The following is a 19,034-nucleotide window of genomic DNA, read 5'->3' as shown; positions in this document are numbered from 1 at the left end:
GTTTTGCGTGTGCTTAAGGTCTGCGCTGCCGGACCAGATGCTTGAACCCTTCAAACACCAGCACCAGCACGGCCATCCAGATCGGGATGTAGGTCAGCCATTCCCCGGCCTTGATGCTTTCTCCCAGCAGCAACGCCACGCCCAGCAACAACACCGGTTCGACATAGCTCAACAAACCGAACAGGCTGAACGGCAGCAGGCGGCTGGCAATGATGTAGACCACCAGTGCCGATGCGCTGATCACGCCGAGCATCGGGATCAGCAGCGATAACCAAGGATGCTGTTCAAACACACCAAAACCTTGCGCGCCGCTCTGGACGAACCAGATCGCCACCGGCAGCGTCAACGCCATGTCCAGCCACAAGCCACCGAGGTTGTCCGCCGCCAGTCGTTTACGCAGGACGAAGTAGGCCGGATAACCCACGCAGACCAGCAAGGTTGCCCAGGAAAAACCACCGACCTGATACACCTCGTTGACCACCCCCAGGCAGGCGAACACCACCGCGACTTTTTGCAGATAGGACAGGCGTTCGCCGTAGGCCAGGCGACCGGTCAAGACCATGGTCAGCGGCAGCAGGAAATAGCCGAGTGATACGTCGAGGCTGTAACCGTTCAACGGTGCCCACATGAACAGCCACAATTGCACGCCGAGCAGGGCAGAGGAGGCGATCAGCGCGCCCATCAGTTTCGGATTGGCCATGGCGCGCCGAACGATCTCCAGCACGCGCTTCCACTCCCCGGACACCACCATGAACACGGTCATGCACGGGACGGTCAGCAGCATGCGCCAACCGAAGATTTCCACGCCGCTCAAGGGGCTGAGCAGCGATGTGTAGTAGTACATGACGGCAAACAGCACCGAGGCTGAAACCGATAGAGCGATACCTTTAGACAAGCTGTCCTCGCGAGGTAGAAGGTGAAACGGGGGGCGGAGGATACGTGGTTTTTGTGCTGAATATTGTCCGGATGATCAATATTTCCAACATCCCCTGTAGGAGCGAGCCTGCTCGCGATGAACGACCAGACACCGCGGGCAGGCAGGCTCCCCGCGTTATCGTTGATCACCATCGTGAGCAAGCTCGCTCCTACAGTGGTTTAAAGCGATCTGCGGCCGGACACAAAGTGGCTCACATCATTGAACCCCGGTGTCGACGCATGCCCCGGTGTCACCAGCGAATCGATGAACGCCTCATCCTCTGCCGTGATCTTCACTGCCTGCGCCTTAGTGTAGGCGTCCCACTGCGCTTCGGTACGCGGCCCGACAATGGCCGAGGTCACGGCGCTGTTGTTCAGCACCCAGGCGATCGCGAACTCGACGATGCCGACGCCGCGTTCCTGAGTGTATTGCTGGATTTGCTGGGCGATGCGCAGGGATTCGACGCGCCATTCGGTTTCCAGGATGCGTTTGTCCTGGCGTCCGGCACGACTGTTGGCATCAGGTTTCACATCCGGTGCGTATTTGCCGCTGAGCACCCCGCGCGCCAGCGGGCTGTAGGGCACCACGCCAAGGCCGTAGCTTTGAGCCGCTGTGAACTGCTCGGTTTCTGCCTGGCGGTTGACGATGTTGTACAGCGGCTGGCTGATCACCGGCCGGTCAACGCTCAGTTTGTCGGCGACGCGAATGACTTCGGCGATGCGCCAGCCACGGTAGTTGGACAGGCCCCAGTAACGGATTTTCCCTTGGCGAATCAAGTCACCGATGGCCGATACCGTGACCTCCAGCGGCGTATTGTGGTCTTCGCGGTGCAGGTAATAGATGTCGAGATAGTCGGTGCCCAGGCGTGTCAGGCTGGCATCGATGCCGTTGAACAGGTGCTTGCGGCTCAGGCCGCTGCGGTTGGGAACGCCGTCCACGGGACCGTAGCCGACCTTGGTGGCCAGCACCCATTCATGGCGGCGGCTGGCGATGGCCTCACCGACGATTTCCTCGGAACGACCGTTGGTGTAGACGTCGGCGGTGTCGATGAAATTGATGCCCTGGTCCCAGGCCTTGTCGATGATCCGCAGGGAATCTTCGGTGCTGGTCTGTTCGCCGAACATCATGGTGCCCAGGGTCAGGGTGGACACCTGCAGACCCGAATGACCCAGCGTGCGGTAGCTCATGAGCAAATCCTTTTACCAGTGGGAAAGGCTCAATCAGATACCAGAACCATTGCCGGGAGCAAACGCAAATCTCAAACACACACACAAACCAACTGTAGGAGCGAGCTTGCTCGCGATGGAGTGTCAGCTACATGGGCGTGTCTGACACTCCTTCGCGAGCAAGCTCGCTCCTACAGGGATTTGTGTTGATCAGGTGCGCAAGGTTCGGGTCATGCGCAACGCCAGCAAACTGCCGCAGACAATCACACCCGCCAGCAGGTACAGCGCCGCATCGGTCGAGCCGGTGCTGTCCTTGACCCAACCCACCAGGTACGGGCTGAGGAAACCGGCCATCTGCCCCATCGAGTTGATCAGCGCCAGGCCACCGGCGGCAGCGCCCGCACTGAGCAGAGAGGTCGGCACCGGCCAGAACATCGGCAGGCCGGTGAGGGCGCCCATGGTGGCGATGGTCAGACCAAGAATCGCGATGGCCGGGTTGGCGGCGAAATTCACCGCGATCAGCAGCCCCAGCGCCCCCATCAGCATCGGCACCACCAAATGCCAGCGGCGTTCTTTGCGCAGGTCGGCTGAACGGCCAACCATTAGCATGAATACGGCGGCGAGCAGATACGGAATCGCGCTCAACCAGCCGATCACCAGGTTATCGCTGAAGCCCAGGTTCTTGATGATCGACGGCAGCCAGAAGTTGATCGCATAGACGCCACTCTGGATGCAGAAATAGATCAGGCCGAAAGCCCAGATCGCCGGGTTCTTGAACACCGCCAGCAGCGAATCGGTCGTGGTTTTCGGCTTGTTCGCCAGATCTTCGGCGTGGTCGGCTTCCAGCACCGAACGCTCAAACGGAGTCAGCCACTTGGCATTGGCGTAGCTGTCGCTGAGCAGGAAGTAAGCTAGCGCACCCAGGATGACGGTGGGAATGCCTTGCAGCAGGAACATCCACTGCCAGCCGGCGAGACCGCCCTGGCCGGCGGCGAAGTGGTTGAGAATCCACCCGGAGAACGGGCTGCCGAGCAGGCCCGACACCGGGATCGCCGACATGAACAAGGCCATGATGCGGCCACGGCGGAAGGTCGGGAACCACTGCGAGAGGTACAGCACCACGCCCGGGAAGAACCCGGCTTCGGCCGCGCCGGTGAACAGGCGCAGGGTATAGAACTCGGTCGGCGTGGTGACGAACAGCAGGCAGGTTGACAGGGTGCCCCAGGCAATCATCATCAGCGCAATCCAGCGCCGCGGGCCGAATTTGGTCAGGGCCAGGTTGCTTGGCACGCCGCACAGCACGTAACCGATAAAGAAGATACCGGCGCCGAGGCCGTACACGGTTTCGCTGAACTTCAGCGCGTCGAGCATCTGCAGTTTGGCAAATCCAACGTTTACCCGGTCGAGGTAGTTGAACAGGTAGCAGATGAAAATGAAGGGGATCAAACGCAGGGTGATGCGCTTGTAGACGGCGTTTTTATCGTCAGCGATGGCCTGGGACGCTACGGCGCTCTGTGTCATGGCGGCTCTCTCTTTATTATGATTTTTTGCGATGCAAAGGGTAACGTTGATCGCCCAGAGAGTCTCGACCACCCTCAGGGTGGCTGTCTTTGTGCCTGAGCACAGGGTTTGCAACCAAGGCCTGTGCGGGTGAACAACCCGTTCCATCACTGTCTTCAAGGATCACTTGCATGTTCGAACTCGATCACGACCTGGCCCAGGACATCGTCGACCGGGCGATGGCTATCCTGCCGTACAACGTCAACGTCATGGACAGCCAGGGTTTGATCCTGGGCAGCGGCGAACCGGAGCGGGTCAATACCCGGCATGAGGGCGCGCAACTGGTATTGGCCAATGGCCGGGTGGTGGAGATCGATGCGCAGACGGCGATTCACCTCAAGGGCGTACAACCGGGGATCAACCTGCCATTGATGCTCGACCAGCGCTTGATCGGCGTGCTGGGCATCACCGGCGAACCCGAGCAACTGCGCACCTACGCCGAGCTGGTGCGCATGACCGCCGAAATGCTGGTGGGCCAGCGCAATCAGCAGGCCGAACAGCAATGGCGGCGCCAGCGCTGCGATGACTTGCTGGCGCTGCTTCTGAGCGAAGCCGGGGATTCTCCACGACTGGTCGATGAAGCGCAGCAGTTGGGCCTCAAACCACAAATGACTCGTGTGCCGTACTTGTTCGAACTGGGCCTGGAGCACGCACCAGGACAAACCGTCGAGGCACTGAGTGCCTGGTTGACGAGCCGTCATCCGGACAGTTGGTGCGTGAGTTCGGCCAAAACCTCATTGCTCTGGTGCCGACCGGCCAGCCAGACGGTCGAGAACGAGCGCTTGCTGGACAAGCTCGACGGCCTGGGCTGGAACATCCTGCGCATTGCCGTGGGTGGGCAGGCCGATGGACTTTCCGGATTGCGTCGCTGCTATCGCCGGGTCGGTGACTTGCTGGCCTACGGGCGCGAAGTGCTGCCGCGCTCCCGATTGCTGACGCTCAACCGCTATCGGCTTCCGGTTATGCTCTGGCGCCACCGCAACGACGACGCCCTCGACGAATTGCTCAATCCGCTGCGCAAGGTCATTGCCAAAGACAGCAACGGCCAGTTGCTGGCCACCCTGCGCAGTTGGTGCGAACACGACGGCCAGAGCCAGGCCTGCGCCGATGCACTGGGCATCCATCGCAACAGCCTGCGGTATCGCATGGAGCGGATTGCCGAGCTGAGTGGGGTTGATCCATTGCGACTGGACGGCATGCTCGCACTCTACCTTGGCGTGCAACTGCTGCCCGAGTCAGACATCCATCCATGAATCACGCAATTGCCCTGTGGGAGCGAGCTTGCTCGCGATAGCGGTGTGTCAGCGACATTAATGCTGACTGATGCGCCGCCATCGCGAGCAAGCTCGCTCCCACAGTTATTTGTGGTGGTGCACAGACTTGTGGACGATGCCGCTCCCGCCGGGTTTTGTGGAAATGAACAATAATCCTCAACACCGCTTGTGCAGCGGCCCGGCGTTATTGTTCATGGCGGCTGGCAGCATGTGGGCATTGGAACTGGAGAATTCCCATGAAAATCGTGATCGCCCCCGATTCGTTCAAGGACAGCCTCAGCGCCCAAGGCGTGGCCGATGCCATTGCATTGGGATTGGCGCAGGTCTGGCCTGATGCCCAACTGATCAAATGCCCGATGGCCGACGGCGGGGAAGGGACTGTCGAGTCGATCCTGGCCGCGTGCGAAGGCCAGCAGCGCCGCACCCTGGTTCGCGGGCCGCTGGGGGCCATGGTGGATGCCGCCTGGGGCTGGTTGCCCCAGAGCCACACCGCAATCATCGAAATGGCCGAAGCCAGCGGTTTGCAGTTGGTCCCGGTGGCGCAACGGGATGCGTGCATCAGCAGCACTTTCGGGACCGGGCAATTGATCCGCGCCGCGCTGGATGCCGGTGCACAACGGGTGATCCTGGCGATTGGCGGCAGTGCGACCAATGACGGTGGTGCCGGCGCCATGCAGGCCCTGGGTGTGAAGTTGCTCGACACTCAGGGGCAGACGCTGTCACCGGGCGGTCTGGCCCTTGGGCAATTGGCCCGCGTCGACCTGAGCGAGATTGATCCGCGCCTGGCCCAGGTGCGCTTCGATATCGCCGCCGACGTCAACAACCCGCTGTGCGGCCCCCACGGTGCCTCGGCGATTTTCGGCCCGCAAAAAGGCGCCTCGCCCGCGCAGGTCGAGCAACTGGACCGCGCCCTGGGGCACTTTGCCGACCACTGCGCGCAAGCCTTGAACAACGACGTGCGCGACGAGCCGGGCAGTGGCGCGGCGGGCGGCCTGGGGTTTGCCGCCAAGGCGTTCTTCGGTGCGCAATTTACGGCCGGGGTCGAGGTGGTTGCCGAACTGGTGGGTCTGGCCGACGCCGTTGCAGGCGCCGATCTGGTGATCACCGGTGAAGGGCGTTTCGATGCGCAAACCCTGCGCGGCAAGACGCCGTTTGGCGTGGCGCGGGTCGCCCGGGAACACGGCGTGCCGGTCATTGTCATCGCTGGCACGTTGGGCGAGGGCTATCAGGCACTGTACGAGCACGGTATCGACGCTGCGTTTGCCCTGGCGAGCGGGCCGATGACCCTGGAGCAGGCTTGTGCCGAAGCGCCGCGCTTGTTGCGTGAGCGGGCGACCGATGTGGCGCGGGTTTGGCGGCTGGCCAGTCGCTGACCTTTCGAACACCCCAATCCCTGTGGGAGCGAGCTTGCTCGCGATGACGGTATGTCAGCGACATCAATGCTGACTGACATACCGCTATCGCGAGCAAGCTCGCTCCCACAGGTTTTTTTAGTGTTGGCGGACTATTCAGGCGGATCAATCTGATCCAGCACCCGGTTCGCCGCGATCTCCGCCAGCATCACGCTGTTGGAAATCCCCAGCAGCGCATTGCGCGATCCGCCGTCCAGATGATCCACCAACTGGTGAACCATCACGTCGACTGAGGCCAGCGTTTCCACCAGGTAAACCACCAGGGTTTCGGTCGTGGCTTCTGGGTTCACGGTGAACAGTGTGCCGGGAGTACGTGGCGTGGCTTTGATATCGGCGATCGAGGGGAAGTGAAAGGCGAGGGCGCGTTCGGCGGCTTCGTTGAGCTTTTTTGAATCGGGTTCGTACGGGGAAACCGGATCGGTGTCCGGCGGGTTGGGTGTGACTTTGAACATAGATGCTTCCCTTTTCAGTAGGGCTGCAACCATCTCGCGACTAAACGAAGGGGTGGCAGCTGTGCGCAAGTTAGTCGACCAGCAAGGGAAAGCAAAACCGGCGCGCCCGAGGGCGCCAAGCGCACAGCTACCATCAAGTGCAGGTAGAAACCTGACTGACGATGCTCGTGCGACCGCTTTTCCTTAGCCGGGCGACTAAACCCGATCACTGATGAGCAGTGACACGAATCAAGTTACCGATGGCCCCCCAGGCGCACAAGCCGGCGGATTCTGGCGCAAGCGTAGGCAACGGCGCAAGGTCCTGTGGCTTTCATGAAGTAACCTTAAACACCATTAAACGCGCGCTCGCGAGGTGCCGTGTTGCGCGATTTGAGATAGGGTTGTGGCCAGGAATACGCGCGACAGGAGAACGCCATGCGCTACTCAGCCTTGACCCAACGAATCGCCGGTGACGGAGCGGCAGCCTGGCGGATTCACGATCGAGCGCTGGCGCTGCGCGAGCAGGGTGTCGATGTCTTGCTGCTATCGATCGGCGACCCGGATTTCGACACCCCACAACCCATCGTCCAGGCCGCGATTGGCAGTTTGCTGGCCGGCGACACGCACTACCCGGCGGTGCGCGGCAGCCAAGGCTTGCGCGACAGCATCGCCCGCCATCATCGCCGGCGCAGCGGCCAGGCCGTGGATGCGCAGCACGTGATCGTATTCCCCGGGGCGCAATGCGCGGTGTATTCGGTTGCGCAATGCCTGCTCGACCCGGGGGACGAAGTGCTCGTCGCCGAGCCGATGTACGTGACCTACGAAGGCGTGTTCGGTGCCTGCGGGGCGAAAGTGGTGCCGGTGCCGGTGCGCTCGCAGAACGGCTTTCGGGTCGATCCGGCCGATGTCGCGGCACTGATCACACCGAACACCCGCGCGATGTTGCTCAACAGCCCGAACAACCCCTCCGGTGCCAGCCTGCCGCTGACGGCCTGGAAAGCGCTGGCCGCATTGTGCATTCGCCATGACCTGTGGTTGATCAGCGACGAGGTGTACAGCGAGCTGCTGTTCGAGGGCGAACACATCAGCCCCGCGAGTTTGCCGGGCATGGCCGAACGCACGGCGACGATCAATAGCCTGTCGAAATCCCACGCCATGAGTGGCTGGCGGGTGGGTTGGGTGATCGGGCCGCAATCGCTGTGTGAGCATTTGGTGAATCTGTCGTTGTGCATGCTGTTCGGCATTCCGGACTTCATCCAGAACGCCGCGCAATTGGCGCTGGATGAAAACCTGCCGCACGTGGCGCAGATGCGTGAGGAATATCGCCAGCGTCGCGACCTGGTGTGCGCCAGTTTGAATCTGTGCCCTGGCATCCAGGCGATTCGCCCCGATGGCGGCATGTTCGTGATGGTCGACGTGCGCCAGATCGGGTTGTCCGCCCAGCATTTTGCCGAGCGGCTGCTGGACGGTTATGGCGTGTCGGTGCTGGCCGGCGAAGCCTTCGGGCCCAGTGCGGCGGGGCACATTCGCATCGGCCTGGTGGTGGACCGGGCGAAACTGGCGGATGCCTGCCGACGGATTGCGCTGTGCGCCACGGACTTGCTTGAGGGGCGGCGGGCTTGAGTTGCACCGCCTCCAGCATGCAAAAAAAAGTGGCGCTACCTGTCAACTTTGATAGTTACGCACTTTTCTAAAACACGGTTTACTGCTCCAAAGCGCAGAACGACGGGATGCGTTTGGTAGTGCCCGGTAACATTCGGTCTGCTTTTCCGGCCTGACGTCATGGCAAGCCCATGGCGCGAGGTTATGAATATGGAGAGCGACAACATGGCAGGTTCAGATAAAAAAGAGCAACAGCTTGCGGCACGCGAAGCCACCTCTGGCGGGGCAGCACCGCTGGCGGTCCAGTCCCCGGATGTATCGCACATTGTGATGGCCGGGAACCCGGAGGGGCTTATTCCCAGGGCAAGTTTGGATGCCGATCAAACCATCACCATTCAGGTGTGGGGCGGGCCACTTCCAACCCGACCCACACAAACTGACAGGTTCAAACTGGAAATCGCCCGCAGAGGCAGCAACGAATGGACGTTGATTTCTCCTGAACTCACGTATAAGGGCGGTGATACATGGGTGCCGCTGGTATTTACCTTGCCCAGTGCGTTCATGCTGAACCCGGACAATGAGGGCGCGTTCGACCTCAGGTATTGGCATATGAGCTATTTGGATGTGCCGGACCAATCCCTACCCGTGCCCATTCATATCGACAAAGTCCCGCCCAATGGCTCGATACCGCCGGCCAAGATGGGATACACGTTCACAACACCCATTACCGATTTAACGTTTGGCACTGATGATTTTCTTGAGTTTACGATTCCTGGCTGGACGGGCGATTCGGCTGACGTGCGGGTAGCGTTCGGTTGGCTCAAAGGTGAATTACCGGACGATCCAGCGGACATTGATCTCATTGGCCCGCAAGCCATTGTTGCGAACGGCAAGGTAAGAATTCCCAAAGACAAGTTCATCACGGCGGGGGACGGTGCATGCTGTGGCGGCTATGTTTTGATCGACAAGGCCGGCAACATCAGCCCACTGTCATTGTAGGAGCTGATGTCCGTGGCGCTTGGGCCAACGCCGACGCCAGTGCCATTACAGGCGCCGATTGTCACAGACGCCACAGGTGGTGAATTACTGCGCTCGGACATCGTCAATGGCGGTGTCATTGTCAGGTTTCCCAAGATCCCCAATGGCAAACCCACCGATGAAATTGCCATGAAATGGGGCGGCGTCGAAGTTGCAAACAGAATTCCCGTTGGCGATAACCCGCCAACTCACAGTTTCTTTGTGCCCTGGGAACACATCAAGACGCGGTATGGTGCAGCCAAAGGTCCGGTGGCGACCGACGTCCAGTACATCGTGTACCGAGGTCTGGAATCTTTCGTATCTATCATCGTCCCCAAGACTTGCAACCTTTCCAATGCCGGGCCGGATAACCCAAACCCCGAGCCCGGTAACCCCAACCTTGAACCCGTCACGATTGTTGGCGAGTCAGGCGTTGACAACGAACTGGTCGACACGGATGAGGACAAAGAGGTTCTCGCCAAGATCGAATGGCTGACGGCGACACCTATCAGGTGATGTGGAATGGAACACCCATCGGCGCGCCTTATGTCGTAGACGTCACGAATGACACGGCGGGTGACATCATTGAGATTGAACTCGATTGGGACGTGATCCGCGGCGAAGGCGCCAGTCCCGCCATGCCCGTCTCGTACAGACTGACACACGCTGACCACAAAAACCCGCAAGAACCGCAAACCCCAACGATGGTCAAGATCGACTTCCTGGTGTTCCGTCTGCCGGAAGCATTACCGCAGCATGTGAATCCCAACGGCGTCCTTACGTGTAATTCGCTGCGCTGGAATGCCGCGGGCACTCTCTTTGGCATGGAGTTCCTGATCCCGCCGAGCAGTTTCCTGAAGGCTGGCGACACCGTTGTAGTGGGATGGAAGGCCTTTACGGACTTTGACAGCCCGGTTGAAGTGCCAACCGCCGCCAAAACACACACGTTTACCAACATCACCGAACAACAGGCTACCAACGGCATTGTCTGGCTCATCGAGCCCTATGCCACGCATCTTCTGCCCATCTGGAGCAAACCCGTGCCGTCAGGAATGTGCGAGGTGACGTACACCATCACCGGCAAACCTGTTTCGCCGACACCCACCGAAACCGAGATCGCGTTGTCGCAGGGTGAGGGGAGCTGCAACCTTCCGCCCAAGCCCAACCCTTGAGTCTGAAGTAAGTCGTTTTGGCAAAGGGGGCGGATGTGATGTCTGCATCCGCTCACTGAGCTGTGCTGTGTGGGTGACTCCTTCAGATAAGTCCTACATACCGATTAACTCCGGTTCTATAGCCTGCGCCGCTTTCGATCCTCACTCACTCATGGTGCCGAAATGACCAAGGTTCAATTGTTCAAACTTCATCCGCTCTCCAAGGCCCTGAAGCTGCTGTCCATCACTCCTTTTTTACTGGTCGGTGAAGTGGCGCATGCCCTGGTGCTGAATCCGGGTCAAGTCCTGACGATTGATGGCACCACTGCACCCGACAATTACGTGTTGAACGGCGCATCGACGCTCAATGCCAATGGCGCGCAGACCCGTGAAATCGCCGTCAACAATTCCACGCTCAACCTCAATGGCACTAACGTGCAGGCTACCGGGAGCGCCAATGGCGTAATGATGAATGCCGGCAGGGCGAACATTGCCGGCAGCACTATTTCCAGCAGTCAAACAGGTCTTTCGGTTGCCCGTAACGCGTCGGCCACCCAAGGTTCGACCGCGATCGTCAGTGACAGCATCATCAGCGGGGCATCGACGGGCGTTTCGATTACCGGCTTGAGCACGCTGACGTTGTCACGTACCACAGTCACCGGGACCGGTGCCATCGCACCGGGCATGCGAGTATTTGGCGGGGCGGTGAGCGCCACTGGCAGCACCATTACCGGTAATCAGAACGGCATCGAGATAATGTCCGACCCGGTGGTGAGCGGCCCGGCCACGCTCGAACTGAACAACAGTCATGTTTCCGGCTTGAACGGTGCGGCGATTGTCGTCGATAACATCGGTACTGGCCCGTCTCAGGCCAATATTGCGGTCCTCAATGGTTCGACGCTGACGGCCAGCAACGGCATTCTGATGGACGTGGTGGCCGGCGCTGAAGGTAATTTGCGGGTTGGCAACAGCACACTCACGGGCGATATCGTCGCGGACGGCGGTAGCACGGCCAATGTGCTGCTCGAAGATTCCGCGACCCTGACCGGTCGTTTGCAAAACGTGCAGAACCTGGGCGTCAACAGCAACGCGCGTTGGGTGATGGTCCAAGATGGCTCAGTGCAAAACCTGGACATGAACGGCGGTGCCATCCAGTTCGGCAACCCCGGTGAATACTTCAAGCTGAGCGTGGGAACGTTGTCGGGTACGGGTGGTACGTTCTTCATGCACACCGACTTCAAGACCGGTCAGGTCGATACCTTGACCGTGGCCGGCAATGCCACCGGCAACCACACCATAGCCATTGATTCCAGTGGTTCGGAGCCTGTGGGTGTCGGCGCTATTCCGGTGGTGCACATTGGTGGCGGTGATGCCACTTTCAGCCTGGCCGGTGGCGCCGTGGACCTCGGGGCTTTTTCCTACGATCTGGTCCAGCAGAGCCCCACCGACTGGCACCTCAATACCCTTACGCGCAGCATCAGCCCGGGCACTCAATCGGTGATCGCGCTGTTCAACGCGGCACCGACCGCCTGGTATGGCGAACTCAGCACCCTGCGCAGCCGCATGGGCGAAGTACGCATGGACCACGGCAAGGCCGGTGGCTGGATTCGTGCCTATGGCAACAAATTCAACGTTGATGCCAGCTCCGGTGTCGCTTACCAGCAAGTCCAGCAAGGCCTGTCGTTTGGTGCCGATGCGCCATTGCCGGTCGGTGACGGACAGTGGTTGGTGGGTGTGCTGGGTGGCTACAGCAAGTCCGACCTGGACATGAGCCGTGGTACCAGCGGCACCATCGACAGCTACTACCTGGGCGCCTATACCACGTGGCTGGATGAGGCGAGCGGCTACTACTTCGACGGCGTGCTCAAGTTCAACCGGTTCCAGAACGAGTCCGATGTGCACCTGAGCGACGGCAAAAAGACCAAGGGCAATTACGACAGCCATGGCGTCGGTGCCTCCCTGGAGTTCGGTCGACACATCAAGCTGGCTGACGATTATTTTGTTGAGCCCTTCACTCAACTGTCGGGCGTGATCATTCAGGGCAAGGACTACGACCTGGATAACGGCCTGTCCGCCGAAGGCGATCGCACTCATTCTTTGCTGGCCAAGGCCGGGGCAACCGCCGGGCGAAACTTCCAGTGGGATGACAAGATTGTGCAGCCATACATTCGTGCCGCGTATGTACACGAGTTCGCCAATAACAATGAAGTGAAGGTCAACGACAACACCTTCAACAACGACCTCTCGGGATCCCGTGGGGAGTTGGGGGCCGGTGTGGCGGTGTCGCTGAGCGACAAAGTGTCGATTCATGCCGACTTCGATTACAGCAATGGCAACAAAATCGAACAGCCGTGGGGAGCCAACGTGGGCCTGCGCTATCTCTGGTAAACGCACCGTCCCATGAAGCGAATGGCACCGGTTCGAATCCGGTGCCTGTCGTAAACGGCGTTGATGTTCTGTTCATCAGGATTGGCGGACGCCCGGGCTCCTTGTTTCGGCGCGTCCGATTTTCAGCAAGGAGAACGTGAAATGTCAGCATCCGAATCCATCATTCAAATTGACCCTACGATGACGGCGCCGTGGACACGGCCGACTCCGTTATTCCCATTTCGATCAATGAGGCGGGCGCGGCGGTTCCTTCCTGACGGGGCGTGGTTCCAGCGTCCAGCGTGTAGCTCCAGCCCCGTTATAGCGTGGTTCCCGCGCGTTGAAACCTGTAAGAACTACCAGTTTTGCGATTTTTGATCGGCACTCGGGCAGGTGGCCGCGAGTGGCTTTTTTTGACGGATGTCATTGTTTTGGCTGGACTAACATCGAGGGCAGGGTGCAATGGGAAGCGGATTCCGTTCGTCGCTTTTGCGCATGAGATTGACGAGGGCGGACTTGATGAGGTGTGTTGCTTGCACTGGCGACATCGCGAGCAGTGGTCGGTGGTGAACGTATGAATTGTGAACACCACTGAACCTGTAGGAGCGAGCCTGCTCGCGATGGCTGCCTTAAGGACAACGAATGTCTCAAGCCTTCCACACCCCGGGATTCACCAGATTCACCGGCCGCTCACCCGCCAGCGCCGCCAGCAGGTTGTCCACCGCACACCTGGCCATCGCTTCCCGTGTTTCATGGGTTGCCGAGCCCATGTGCGGCGTCGCCACCACGTTGTTCAATTGCAGTAACGGCGAATCAAGGTTTAACGGTTCGCGCTCAAACACATCCAGCCCCGCCGCGCGAATCTGTCCACTGCGCAACGCCTCGACCAACGCCGCTTCATGCACGACTTTTCCTCGGGAAATGTTGATGAAGATGCTTTCCGGGCGCATCAGTGCAAATTCCTCGGCACCGATTAACCCTTCGGTTTCGGCCGTCAGCGGCAAGGTCAGGCAAATGAAATCCGCTTGTTGCAACAGTTCGGCCAGGCTGCGGTATTGCGCGTTGAACCGTTTTTCGACCGCCGGTTTCGGCGAGTGGCTGTGATAGATCACCGGCATGCCGAAGCCGAAATGCCCGCGCTGGGCCAAGGCCTCGCCGATGCGGCCCATGCCGATGATGCCCAGGGTCTTGCCGTGTACGTCACTGCCGAAATGTGCGGGGCCGATGTTGCGGGTCCACTGGCCGTCGCGAACCATGTTCGCCAATTCCACCACGCGCCGCGCAGTGGCCAGGATCAGTGCGAAACCGGTGTCGGCGGTGGTTTCGGTGAGCACGTCCGGCGTGTTGCTGAGCAGGATGCGCCGCTCGGTAAGGTAATCGATGTCGTAGTTGTCCACGCCCACCGAAACGCTGGCGATGGCTTCAAGGTTGGGCGCCAGATCCAGCAGTTCGGCATCGAGTTTCAGGCTGGCACCGAGCAGACCGTGGGCATGGGGCAGGGCGTCGCGCAGTTTGCCGAGACCTTCGGCATCGAGGCTGTCGATCAGCGTCACATCGGTGTGCTCATGCAGGCGAGCCATGAGCAGCGGCGAGAGTTTCTTGTACAGGACGACCTGCTTTTTCATCTTCGTGATCTCAACGTCAATTCAGGAATGAGCCGTGAGGGGGCGCGCTACCGTGGGCCGCTCCCGGTCGCTGGCGCCGGGCTTGAGGAACACCGTGAGCACCACCGAAAGCATCAGCGCACCGCTCATCAACAGATAGGATGCGCCGGGCGAACCGGTGGTGCTGTTCAGGTAACCGACCAGATAAGAGCCGCCAAACGAACCGAGCGCGCCCATGCTGTTAATCAATGCCATGGCGCCGCCCGCGACGTTGGCCGGGAGGATTTCCGGGATGATCGCGAAGAACGGACCGTACGGCGCATACATGCACGCACCGGCAATCACCAGCAGGGTGTACGACCACCAGAAGTGTTCGGCGCCCAGCGCGTAGGAACCGTAGAAAGCAATCGAGGCAATCAGCAGCGGCGGCCAGACGAAGCGTTTGCGCTTTTGCAGTTTGTCCGAACCCCAGGACACCAGCAGCATGCCGATCACCGCCGCCAGATAAGGCAGCGCCGATAGCCAGCCGGCCTCGACCATGTCCATCTGCGCGCCGGCCTTGAGGATCGACGGCAGCCACAATACGAAACCGTAGACACCGATGCTCCAGCAGAAAAACTGCAGCGCGAGGATGATCACTTTGGGTGAGCGAAACGCTTCGGCGTAGTTTTTCACCGCCTTGATGCCGACCTGTTCGGCCGCCAGTGCGCTTTCCAGATCCTGTTTTTCCTGATCGTTGAGCCACTTGGCCTGGGACGGACGATCATCGGCCAGACGCCACCAGATGAAGGCCCAGAGCACTGCCGGCAAACCTTCGACAATGAACATCCAGCGCCAGCTGTAATGCTGCACCAGATACCCCGAGACTACCGACATCCACAGCATGGTCACCGGGTTGCCGAGGATCAGGAAGGTGTTGGCCCGTGAGCGTTCGGCACGGGTGAACCAGTGGCACAGGTAGATCAACATCGCCGGCATCACCGCGGCTTCGACCACGCCGAGCATGAAGCGGATGACGATCAGCCAATAGGCGTTGGAGACAATCCCGGTCAACGTCGCCAGGCTGCCCCAGAGGATCAGGCTGACGAAAATCAGTTTCTTCACGCTGTGTTTCTGGGCGTAGATCGCCCCTGGCACCTGGAAGAAAAAGTAACCGAGGAAGAACAGCGCGCCGAGCATCGACGACAGGCCCGGCGTGATCATCAGGTCGGCGGCCATCCCGGAGGCGGCGGCAAAACCGTAGTTGGCGCGATCGAGGTACGCCAGGCTGTAGGTGATGAACACGATGGGCATGATGTACCACCAGCGGCGGGTGGCGAGTGTTGCGGTTTTCATGGGTGATGCTCCTGAGCTTGTTGTTTTTGTCGCAGCAGGTAACGGTTTGTTCTTCAGTGCCTGTATTGGCCTCATCGCGAGCAAGCTCGCTCCCACAGGGGAATTACATTGGAATACGATCCAGTGTGGGAGCGAGCCTGCTCGCGATGACGGCCTCAAATTCGCTGACCATTTCGGATCGGGTCGGCAACCCCTCCATATCCCCCCGACTCTGCACCGCACGGCTGCCAATCCAGTTGGCCCGCCGCACGGCGTCGGCAAAGCTTTGGTTTTCCAGGAGTGCGCTGATCATGCCGACGGCAAATCCATCGCCGGCACCCACGGTGTCGACCACCGTTTGCACCGGTACACCGGCGACGAAACCTTGATCAAGATGAGTACGGTAGTAAGCACCGTGCGGCCCCAGCTTGATCGCCACGGCTTCGGCGCCCTGGTCGAGGTAGAACGCGGCGATGTCGGCAGGGTCTTCGAAGCCGGTGAGCAGGCGACCTTCGCTCAGCCCTGGCAACACCCAATGAGCGAGGGCGGCGAGGCGGTTGATTTCCGTGATCATCAGTCGCTCGCTGGCCCACAGGCTCGGGCGCAGGTTGGGGTCGAACGACACGCTGCGCCCGGCATCGCGCATGCGGGTCATCAATTCGAAGGACATCTGCCGCGCCGTTTCCGACAACGCCGCAGGAATGCCGGTGGCGTGCAGATGCCGGGCCTTGAGCAAGTCGGGCACGATCGAATGCGACGACAAGTGACTGGCCGCCGAGCCACGGCGAAAGTACTCGACGACAGGATCGCTGCCATCGTCGGTGCGCGATTTGAGTTGGAAACCGGTGGGGTGCGCGGGGTCGATGTCGACGTGGCGGCAATCCAGGCCTTCCTTTTCCAGGCTGTCGATCACGAATCGGCCCAGGGAATCGGCGCCGACGCGGCTCAGCCATGCCACGTTGAATCCCAGGCGCGACAGGCCGATGGCGACGTTGCTGTCGGCGCCGGCAATGCGTTTGTGGAACGCGTTGACGCTGGCCAGGTCGCCGGTCTGCTCGGCAACGAACATCGCCATGGTTTCGCCGAACGAGAGGATATCGATCTCAGACATGAGCATTCTCCAGCGACGATTGGCCGAGGTGGGCGAGGGCGGCGACATGCTCGGTTGTCAGCTGCACCAGGTCTTCGCCTTGCAGCGGATATTCCGCGGCTCGCATAACGCCTTGGTCCATGTGCCGCAGCAGGTGTTCCCACTGTTGCAAGTCGCTGGCGGCGGGTGGGATGGCAACCAGTTTGCCGTCGGCACGGCGCGTCACCGCTTTACAGTGCACATAACCGACGTGCCGACCGAGCAACCGCGCGGCGCTGGCGGCGGACTGGTCCTGCCACTGCCAGTTGCCGATATCGAAGGTCATTTTGATCGGCAGGTTGTGTTGCTCGACTTCATTGAAGAAACGCTGGAACGGTTCGATGCGGCCACCGTGCAGGGTCTGGTCGTTCTCCACCAGCAATTGCACCGCACTTTCGCCGAGCATGCGGGCGAGGCGTTGCAGGTCGCTGTTGTCGGTGAAGTAACCCAGCGATACTTTCAGCCATTTGGCGCCGAACATTTGGGCGCGTTGCAGTGCTGTCAGCAATTCGGGATTGGGTCTGGATTGACCGGCCAGCCACAGCTCCATCGGTGATGAGTACACGCTTTCCAGACCCTCGGCCTGAGTCGCGTCGGCCAGGTGCTCGGGGTTCTCAAAGGTCAGCAGCTCTTCGCGCCATTCGATGCGCGTGGCCCCGGCGGCGGCCAGTACTGCGATGAAACTTCCCTGGCCGCGCTGGCGCACCAGGTCGGCGCCGTAGCTGGACAGGCTGATGGAAACGGCTGGTTTATTCATTGTTTTTCTACCTCTGAAACCGGTTTCATTTTTGTTCAAAAAAATATTAGTGAGTGACGTGTTGTTCTTTCGGGCCTCATCGCGGGCAAGCCCGCTCCCACAGTGTTTTGTGTCGTACAAAAATGTTGTGTACCCCAGAGACTCCTGTGGGAGCGAGCTTGCTCGCGATGGGGCCGGCCCAGTCATCTAAAAACGCCAAGGGTCGACCCCCGCACAACCAGCTGCGGCGAAAAATCCAGCGTCCGCAACGCCCCGTCATCCCCCCGCAACCGCTTGAGCAGACACTCAAATGCACTCGCGCCAATCTCGGTGGTCGGCTGGGCCAAAGCGGTGATGCCACTGCCCACCAACGGGTACCAATCCAGATCGTCGAGGGCTATCAGCCCCACGTCTTCAAACAGATTGCACTTGAGCTCACGCAAGGCATGAGTGCTGGCCAGCGCCGCGATCCCGTTCGAGCAAAACAGCGCTTTCGGACCGGGGCCTGGCGTGTCGAGGAAGTTTTTCAGGTGCGCAGTCAGTTCGTTGCCGGTCTCAATCATCGTGCCGCGCAGGGCCGGGCGCTGTGCGATCTGCGCCTTGAAACTGCTGACCCGCTCGATCCGTGAACTGGTGCCGTCAAACGGCTCTGTCACCAACAGCACGTCGCGATAGCCGCGTTCTTCAAGGTGGGCAAGGGCCATCTCGACAGCCGCCGGGTTATCCAGGCCGACCATGTCACTCTCAAGATGCTCGACTTTGCGGTCCACCAGCACCAGAGGCATTTCCCGGTGCAGTTCATGCAACTCGTCACGGTGATGGCCGAGGGTGTTCACGATCAGGCCTTCGATGTTGTACGAGCGCAGCAGGGCCAGGTGCTGGCGTTCCTGCTCGTCGTCGCGATCGGTGTTGCACACCACCAGGCTGTAGCCGTGTTGACGGCAGGCGGTTTCCACCCCGTGCATCACGGCAATCGAATATGGGTTGCGGATATCGGCCACCAGCATGCCGATCAGGCGGGTGCGCCCGCGTTTCAGGCCACGGGCCATCTGGTTCGGGCGATAACCCAGTTCGGCAATGGACTGTTCGATGCGCTGGGCAATGGCATCGGAGAGCAGGGCGCGGTCTTCGCCGATGAACCGCGAAACGCTGGCCTTGGAGACCTTGGCGTGTTCGGCCACGTCGAGCATGGTCACGCGGCTACGCTGGGCGGCGGAGAAATCGTTCACGGTCTGAAACCTTCTTATTGGATTTATAAGGCAGAGCGCATGGCGCTGAAACCGGTTTCAGGAAACACCAGAAATGAATCCGTCGTCAAGTGTTCGATGAATCACAGGCCGACAAAAAACGACCAA

General features: G+C 60.2%; 16 protein-coding genes. 7 read left to right on the top strand and 9 right to left on the bottom strand.

The window, feature by feature from the left end; genetic code table 11:
- Positions 1-13: 13 nt before the first annotated feature.
- From rarD to KW840_RS25210, 3 genes are all read right to left on the bottom strand, one after another.
- Entirely contained in the window at positions 14-895 is an 882-nt protein-coding gene (gene rarD, locus KW840_RS25220; protein ID WP_150814059.1) for an EamA family transporter RarD, read from the bottom strand.
- A 200-nt stretch (positions 896-1,095) separates the two neighbouring features.
- Positions 1,096-2,103, bottom strand: a complete 1,008-nt coding sequence (locus KW840_RS25215; protein WP_218498151.1) for an aldo/keto reductase — start codon at positions 2,101-2,103, stop codon at positions 1,096-1,098.
- Between the two features lie 189 nt (positions 2,104-2,292).
- Positions 2,293-3,603, bottom strand: coding sequence for an MFS transporter (locus KW840_RS25210; protein WP_218498150.1), 1,311 nt, complete (start codon positions 3,601-3,603; stop codon positions 2,293-2,295).
- Between the two features lie 170 nt (positions 3,604-3,773).
- On the opposite strand from KW840_RS25210, the gene KW840_RS25205 reads away from it, so the two are divergent.
- On the top strand, positions 3,774-4,895 hold the full coding sequence (locus KW840_RS25205; protein ID WP_218498149.1) for a sugar diacid recognition domain-containing protein: 1,122 nt from the start codon (positions 3,774-3,776) through the stop codon (positions 4,893-4,895).
- Between the two features lie 257 nt (positions 4,896-5,152).
- Positions 5,153-6,289 (top strand): glycerate kinase, encoded by a 1,137-nt coding sequence (locus KW840_RS25200; protein WP_218498148.1) that lies wholly within the window; start codon positions 5,153-5,155, stop codon positions 6,287-6,289.
- 131 nt (positions 6,290-6,420) lie between these two features.
- Here the strand turns inward: KW840_RS25200 and KW840_RS25195 are convergent, their stop codons facing one another.
- Positions 6,421-6,780 carry a DUF6124 family protein gene (locus KW840_RS25195; RefSeq protein WP_218498147.1) on the bottom strand — a complete coding sequence of 120 codons (360 nt, stop codon included), beginning with the start codon at positions 6,778-6,780 and terminating at the stop codon, positions 6,421-6,423.
- Between the two features lie 414 nt (positions 6,781-7,194).
- On the opposite strand from KW840_RS25195, the gene KW840_RS25190 reads away from it, so the two are divergent.
- The 5 genes from KW840_RS25190 to KW840_RS25180 all read left to right on the top strand — a co-directional run bounded on the left by KW840_RS25190 (position 7,195) and on the right by KW840_RS25180 (position 12,917).
- A complete protein-coding gene (locus KW840_RS25190; protein WP_218498146.1) occupies positions 7,195-8,382 on the top strand; it encodes a pyridoxal phosphate-dependent aminotransferase in 1,188 nt (395 codons plus the stop codon).
- A gap of 204 nt (positions 8,383-8,586) precedes the next feature.
- Positions 8,587-9,360: a hypothetical protein gene (locus tag KW840_RS28730; protein ID WP_256353631.1), complete on the top strand. Its 774-nt coding sequence runs from the start codon at positions 8,587-8,589 to the stop codon at positions 9,358-9,360.
- A 6-nt stretch (positions 9,361-9,366) separates the two neighbouring features.
- Complete coding sequence (locus KW840_RS28725) at positions 9,367-9,894, top strand: hypothetical protein (RefSeq protein ID WP_256353630.1); 528 nt, start codon at positions 9,367-9,369, stop codon at positions 9,892-9,894.
- A complete protein-coding gene (locus KW840_RS28720; RefSeq protein WP_256353629.1) occupies positions 9,867-10,550 on the top strand; it encodes a hypothetical protein in 684 nt (227 codons plus the stop codon). The genes KW840_RS28725 and KW840_RS28720 overlap by 28 nt, the downstream gene beginning before the upstream one ends.
- 162 nt (positions 10,551-10,712) lie before the next feature.
- Complete coding sequence (locus tag KW840_RS25180) at positions 10,713-12,917, top strand: autotransporter outer membrane beta-barrel domain-containing protein (protein WP_218498145.1); 2,205 nt, start codon at positions 10,713-10,715, stop codon at positions 12,915-12,917.
- Positions 12,918-13,543: 626 nt separating this feature from the next.
- Here the strand turns inward: KW840_RS25180 and KW840_RS25175 are convergent.
- From KW840_RS25175 to KW840_RS25155, 5 genes are all read right to left on the bottom strand, one after another.
- Positions 13,544-14,521: a D-glycerate dehydrogenase gene (locus tag KW840_RS25175; RefSeq protein ID WP_218498144.1), complete on the bottom strand. Its 978-nt coding sequence runs from the start codon at positions 14,519-14,521 to the stop codon at positions 13,544-13,546.
- A 21-nt stretch (positions 14,522-14,542) separates the two neighbouring features.
- On the bottom strand, positions 14,543-15,835 hold the full coding sequence (locus KW840_RS25170; protein ID WP_218498143.1) for an MFS transporter: 1,293 nt from the start codon (positions 15,833-15,835) through the stop codon (positions 14,543-14,545).
- 103 nt (positions 15,836-15,938) lie between these two features.
- On the bottom strand, positions 15,939-16,925 hold the full coding sequence (locus KW840_RS25165; RefSeq protein WP_218498142.1) for a sugar kinase: 987 nt from the start codon (positions 16,923-16,925) through the stop codon (positions 15,939-15,941).
- A complete protein-coding gene (locus KW840_RS25160; protein WP_154909135.1) occupies positions 16,918-17,700 on the bottom strand; it encodes a sugar phosphate isomerase/epimerase in 783 nt (260 codons plus the stop codon). The genes KW840_RS25165 and KW840_RS25160 overlap by 8 nt, the downstream gene beginning before the upstream one ends.
- Positions 17,701-17,882: 182 nt before the next feature.
- A complete protein-coding gene (locus tag KW840_RS25155; protein WP_371318491.1) occupies positions 17,883-18,908 on the bottom strand; it encodes a LacI family DNA-binding transcriptional regulator in 1,026 nt (341 codons plus the stop codon).
- Positions 18,909-19,034 lie beyond the last annotated feature (126 nt).

Origin of the sequence: Pseudomonas sp. PDM30, assembly GCF_019218985.1 — a bacterium.
Taxonomy (GTDB): Bacteria; Pseudomonadota; Gammaproteobacteria; order Pseudomonadales; family Pseudomonadaceae; genus Aquipseudomonas; species Aquipseudomonas jessenii.
The sequence above is the reverse complement of the archived record's forward strand: the minus strand, read 5'-3'. Positions and strand labels throughout refer to the sequence as shown.

Coding starts and splice junctions, on each gene's coding strand:
- KW840_RS25215 (WP_218498151.1), bottom strand. CDS start 2,103: ATGAGCTACCGCACGCTGGGTCATTCGGGTCTGCAGGTGTCCACCCTG.
- KW840_RS25210 (WP_218498150.1), bottom strand. CDS start 3,603: ATGACACAGAGCGCCGTAGCGTCCCAGGCCATCGCTGACGATAAAAAC.
- KW840_RS25205 (WP_218498149.1), top strand. CDS start 3,774: ATGTTCGAACTCGATCACGACCTGGCCCAGGACATCGTCGACCGGGCG.
- KW840_RS25200 (WP_218498148.1), top strand. CDS start 5,153: ATGAAAATCGTGATCGCCCCCGATTCGTTCAAGGACAGCCTCAGCGCC.
- KW840_RS25195 (WP_218498147.1), bottom strand. CDS start 6,780: ATGTTCAAAGTCACACCCAACCCGCCGGACACCGATCCGGTTTCCCCG.
- KW840_RS25190 (WP_218498146.1), top strand. CDS start 7,195: ATGCGCTACTCAGCCTTGACCCAACGAATCGCCGGTGACGGAGCGGCA.
- KW840_RS28730 (WP_256353631.1), top strand. CDS start 8,587: ATGGCAGGTTCAGATAAAAAAGAGCAACAGCTTGCGGCACGCGAAGCC.
- KW840_RS28725 (WP_256353630.1), top strand. CDS start 9,367: ATGTCCGTGGCGCTTGGGCCAACGCCGACGCCAGTGCCATTACAGGCG.
- KW840_RS28720 (WP_256353629.1), top strand. CDS start 9,867: ATGGCTGACGGCGACACCTATCAGGTGATGTGGAATGGAACACCCATC.
- KW840_RS25180 (WP_218498145.1), top strand. CDS start 10,713: ATGACCAAGGTTCAATTGTTCAAACTTCATCCGCTCTCCAAGGCCCTG.
- KW840_RS25175 (WP_218498144.1), bottom strand. CDS start 14,521: ATGAAAAAGCAGGTCGTCCTGTACAAGAAACTCTCGCCGCTGCTCATG.
- KW840_RS25170 (WP_218498143.1), bottom strand. CDS start 15,835: ATGAAAACCGCAACACTCGCCACCCGCCGCTGGTGGTACATCATGCCC.
- KW840_RS25165 (WP_218498142.1), bottom strand. CDS start 16,925: ATGTCTGAGATCGATATCCTCTCGTTCGGCGAAACCATGGCGATGTTC.
- KW840_RS25160 (WP_154909135.1), bottom strand. CDS start 17,700: ATGAATAAACCAGCCGTTTCCATCAGCCTGTCCAGCTACGGCGCCGAC.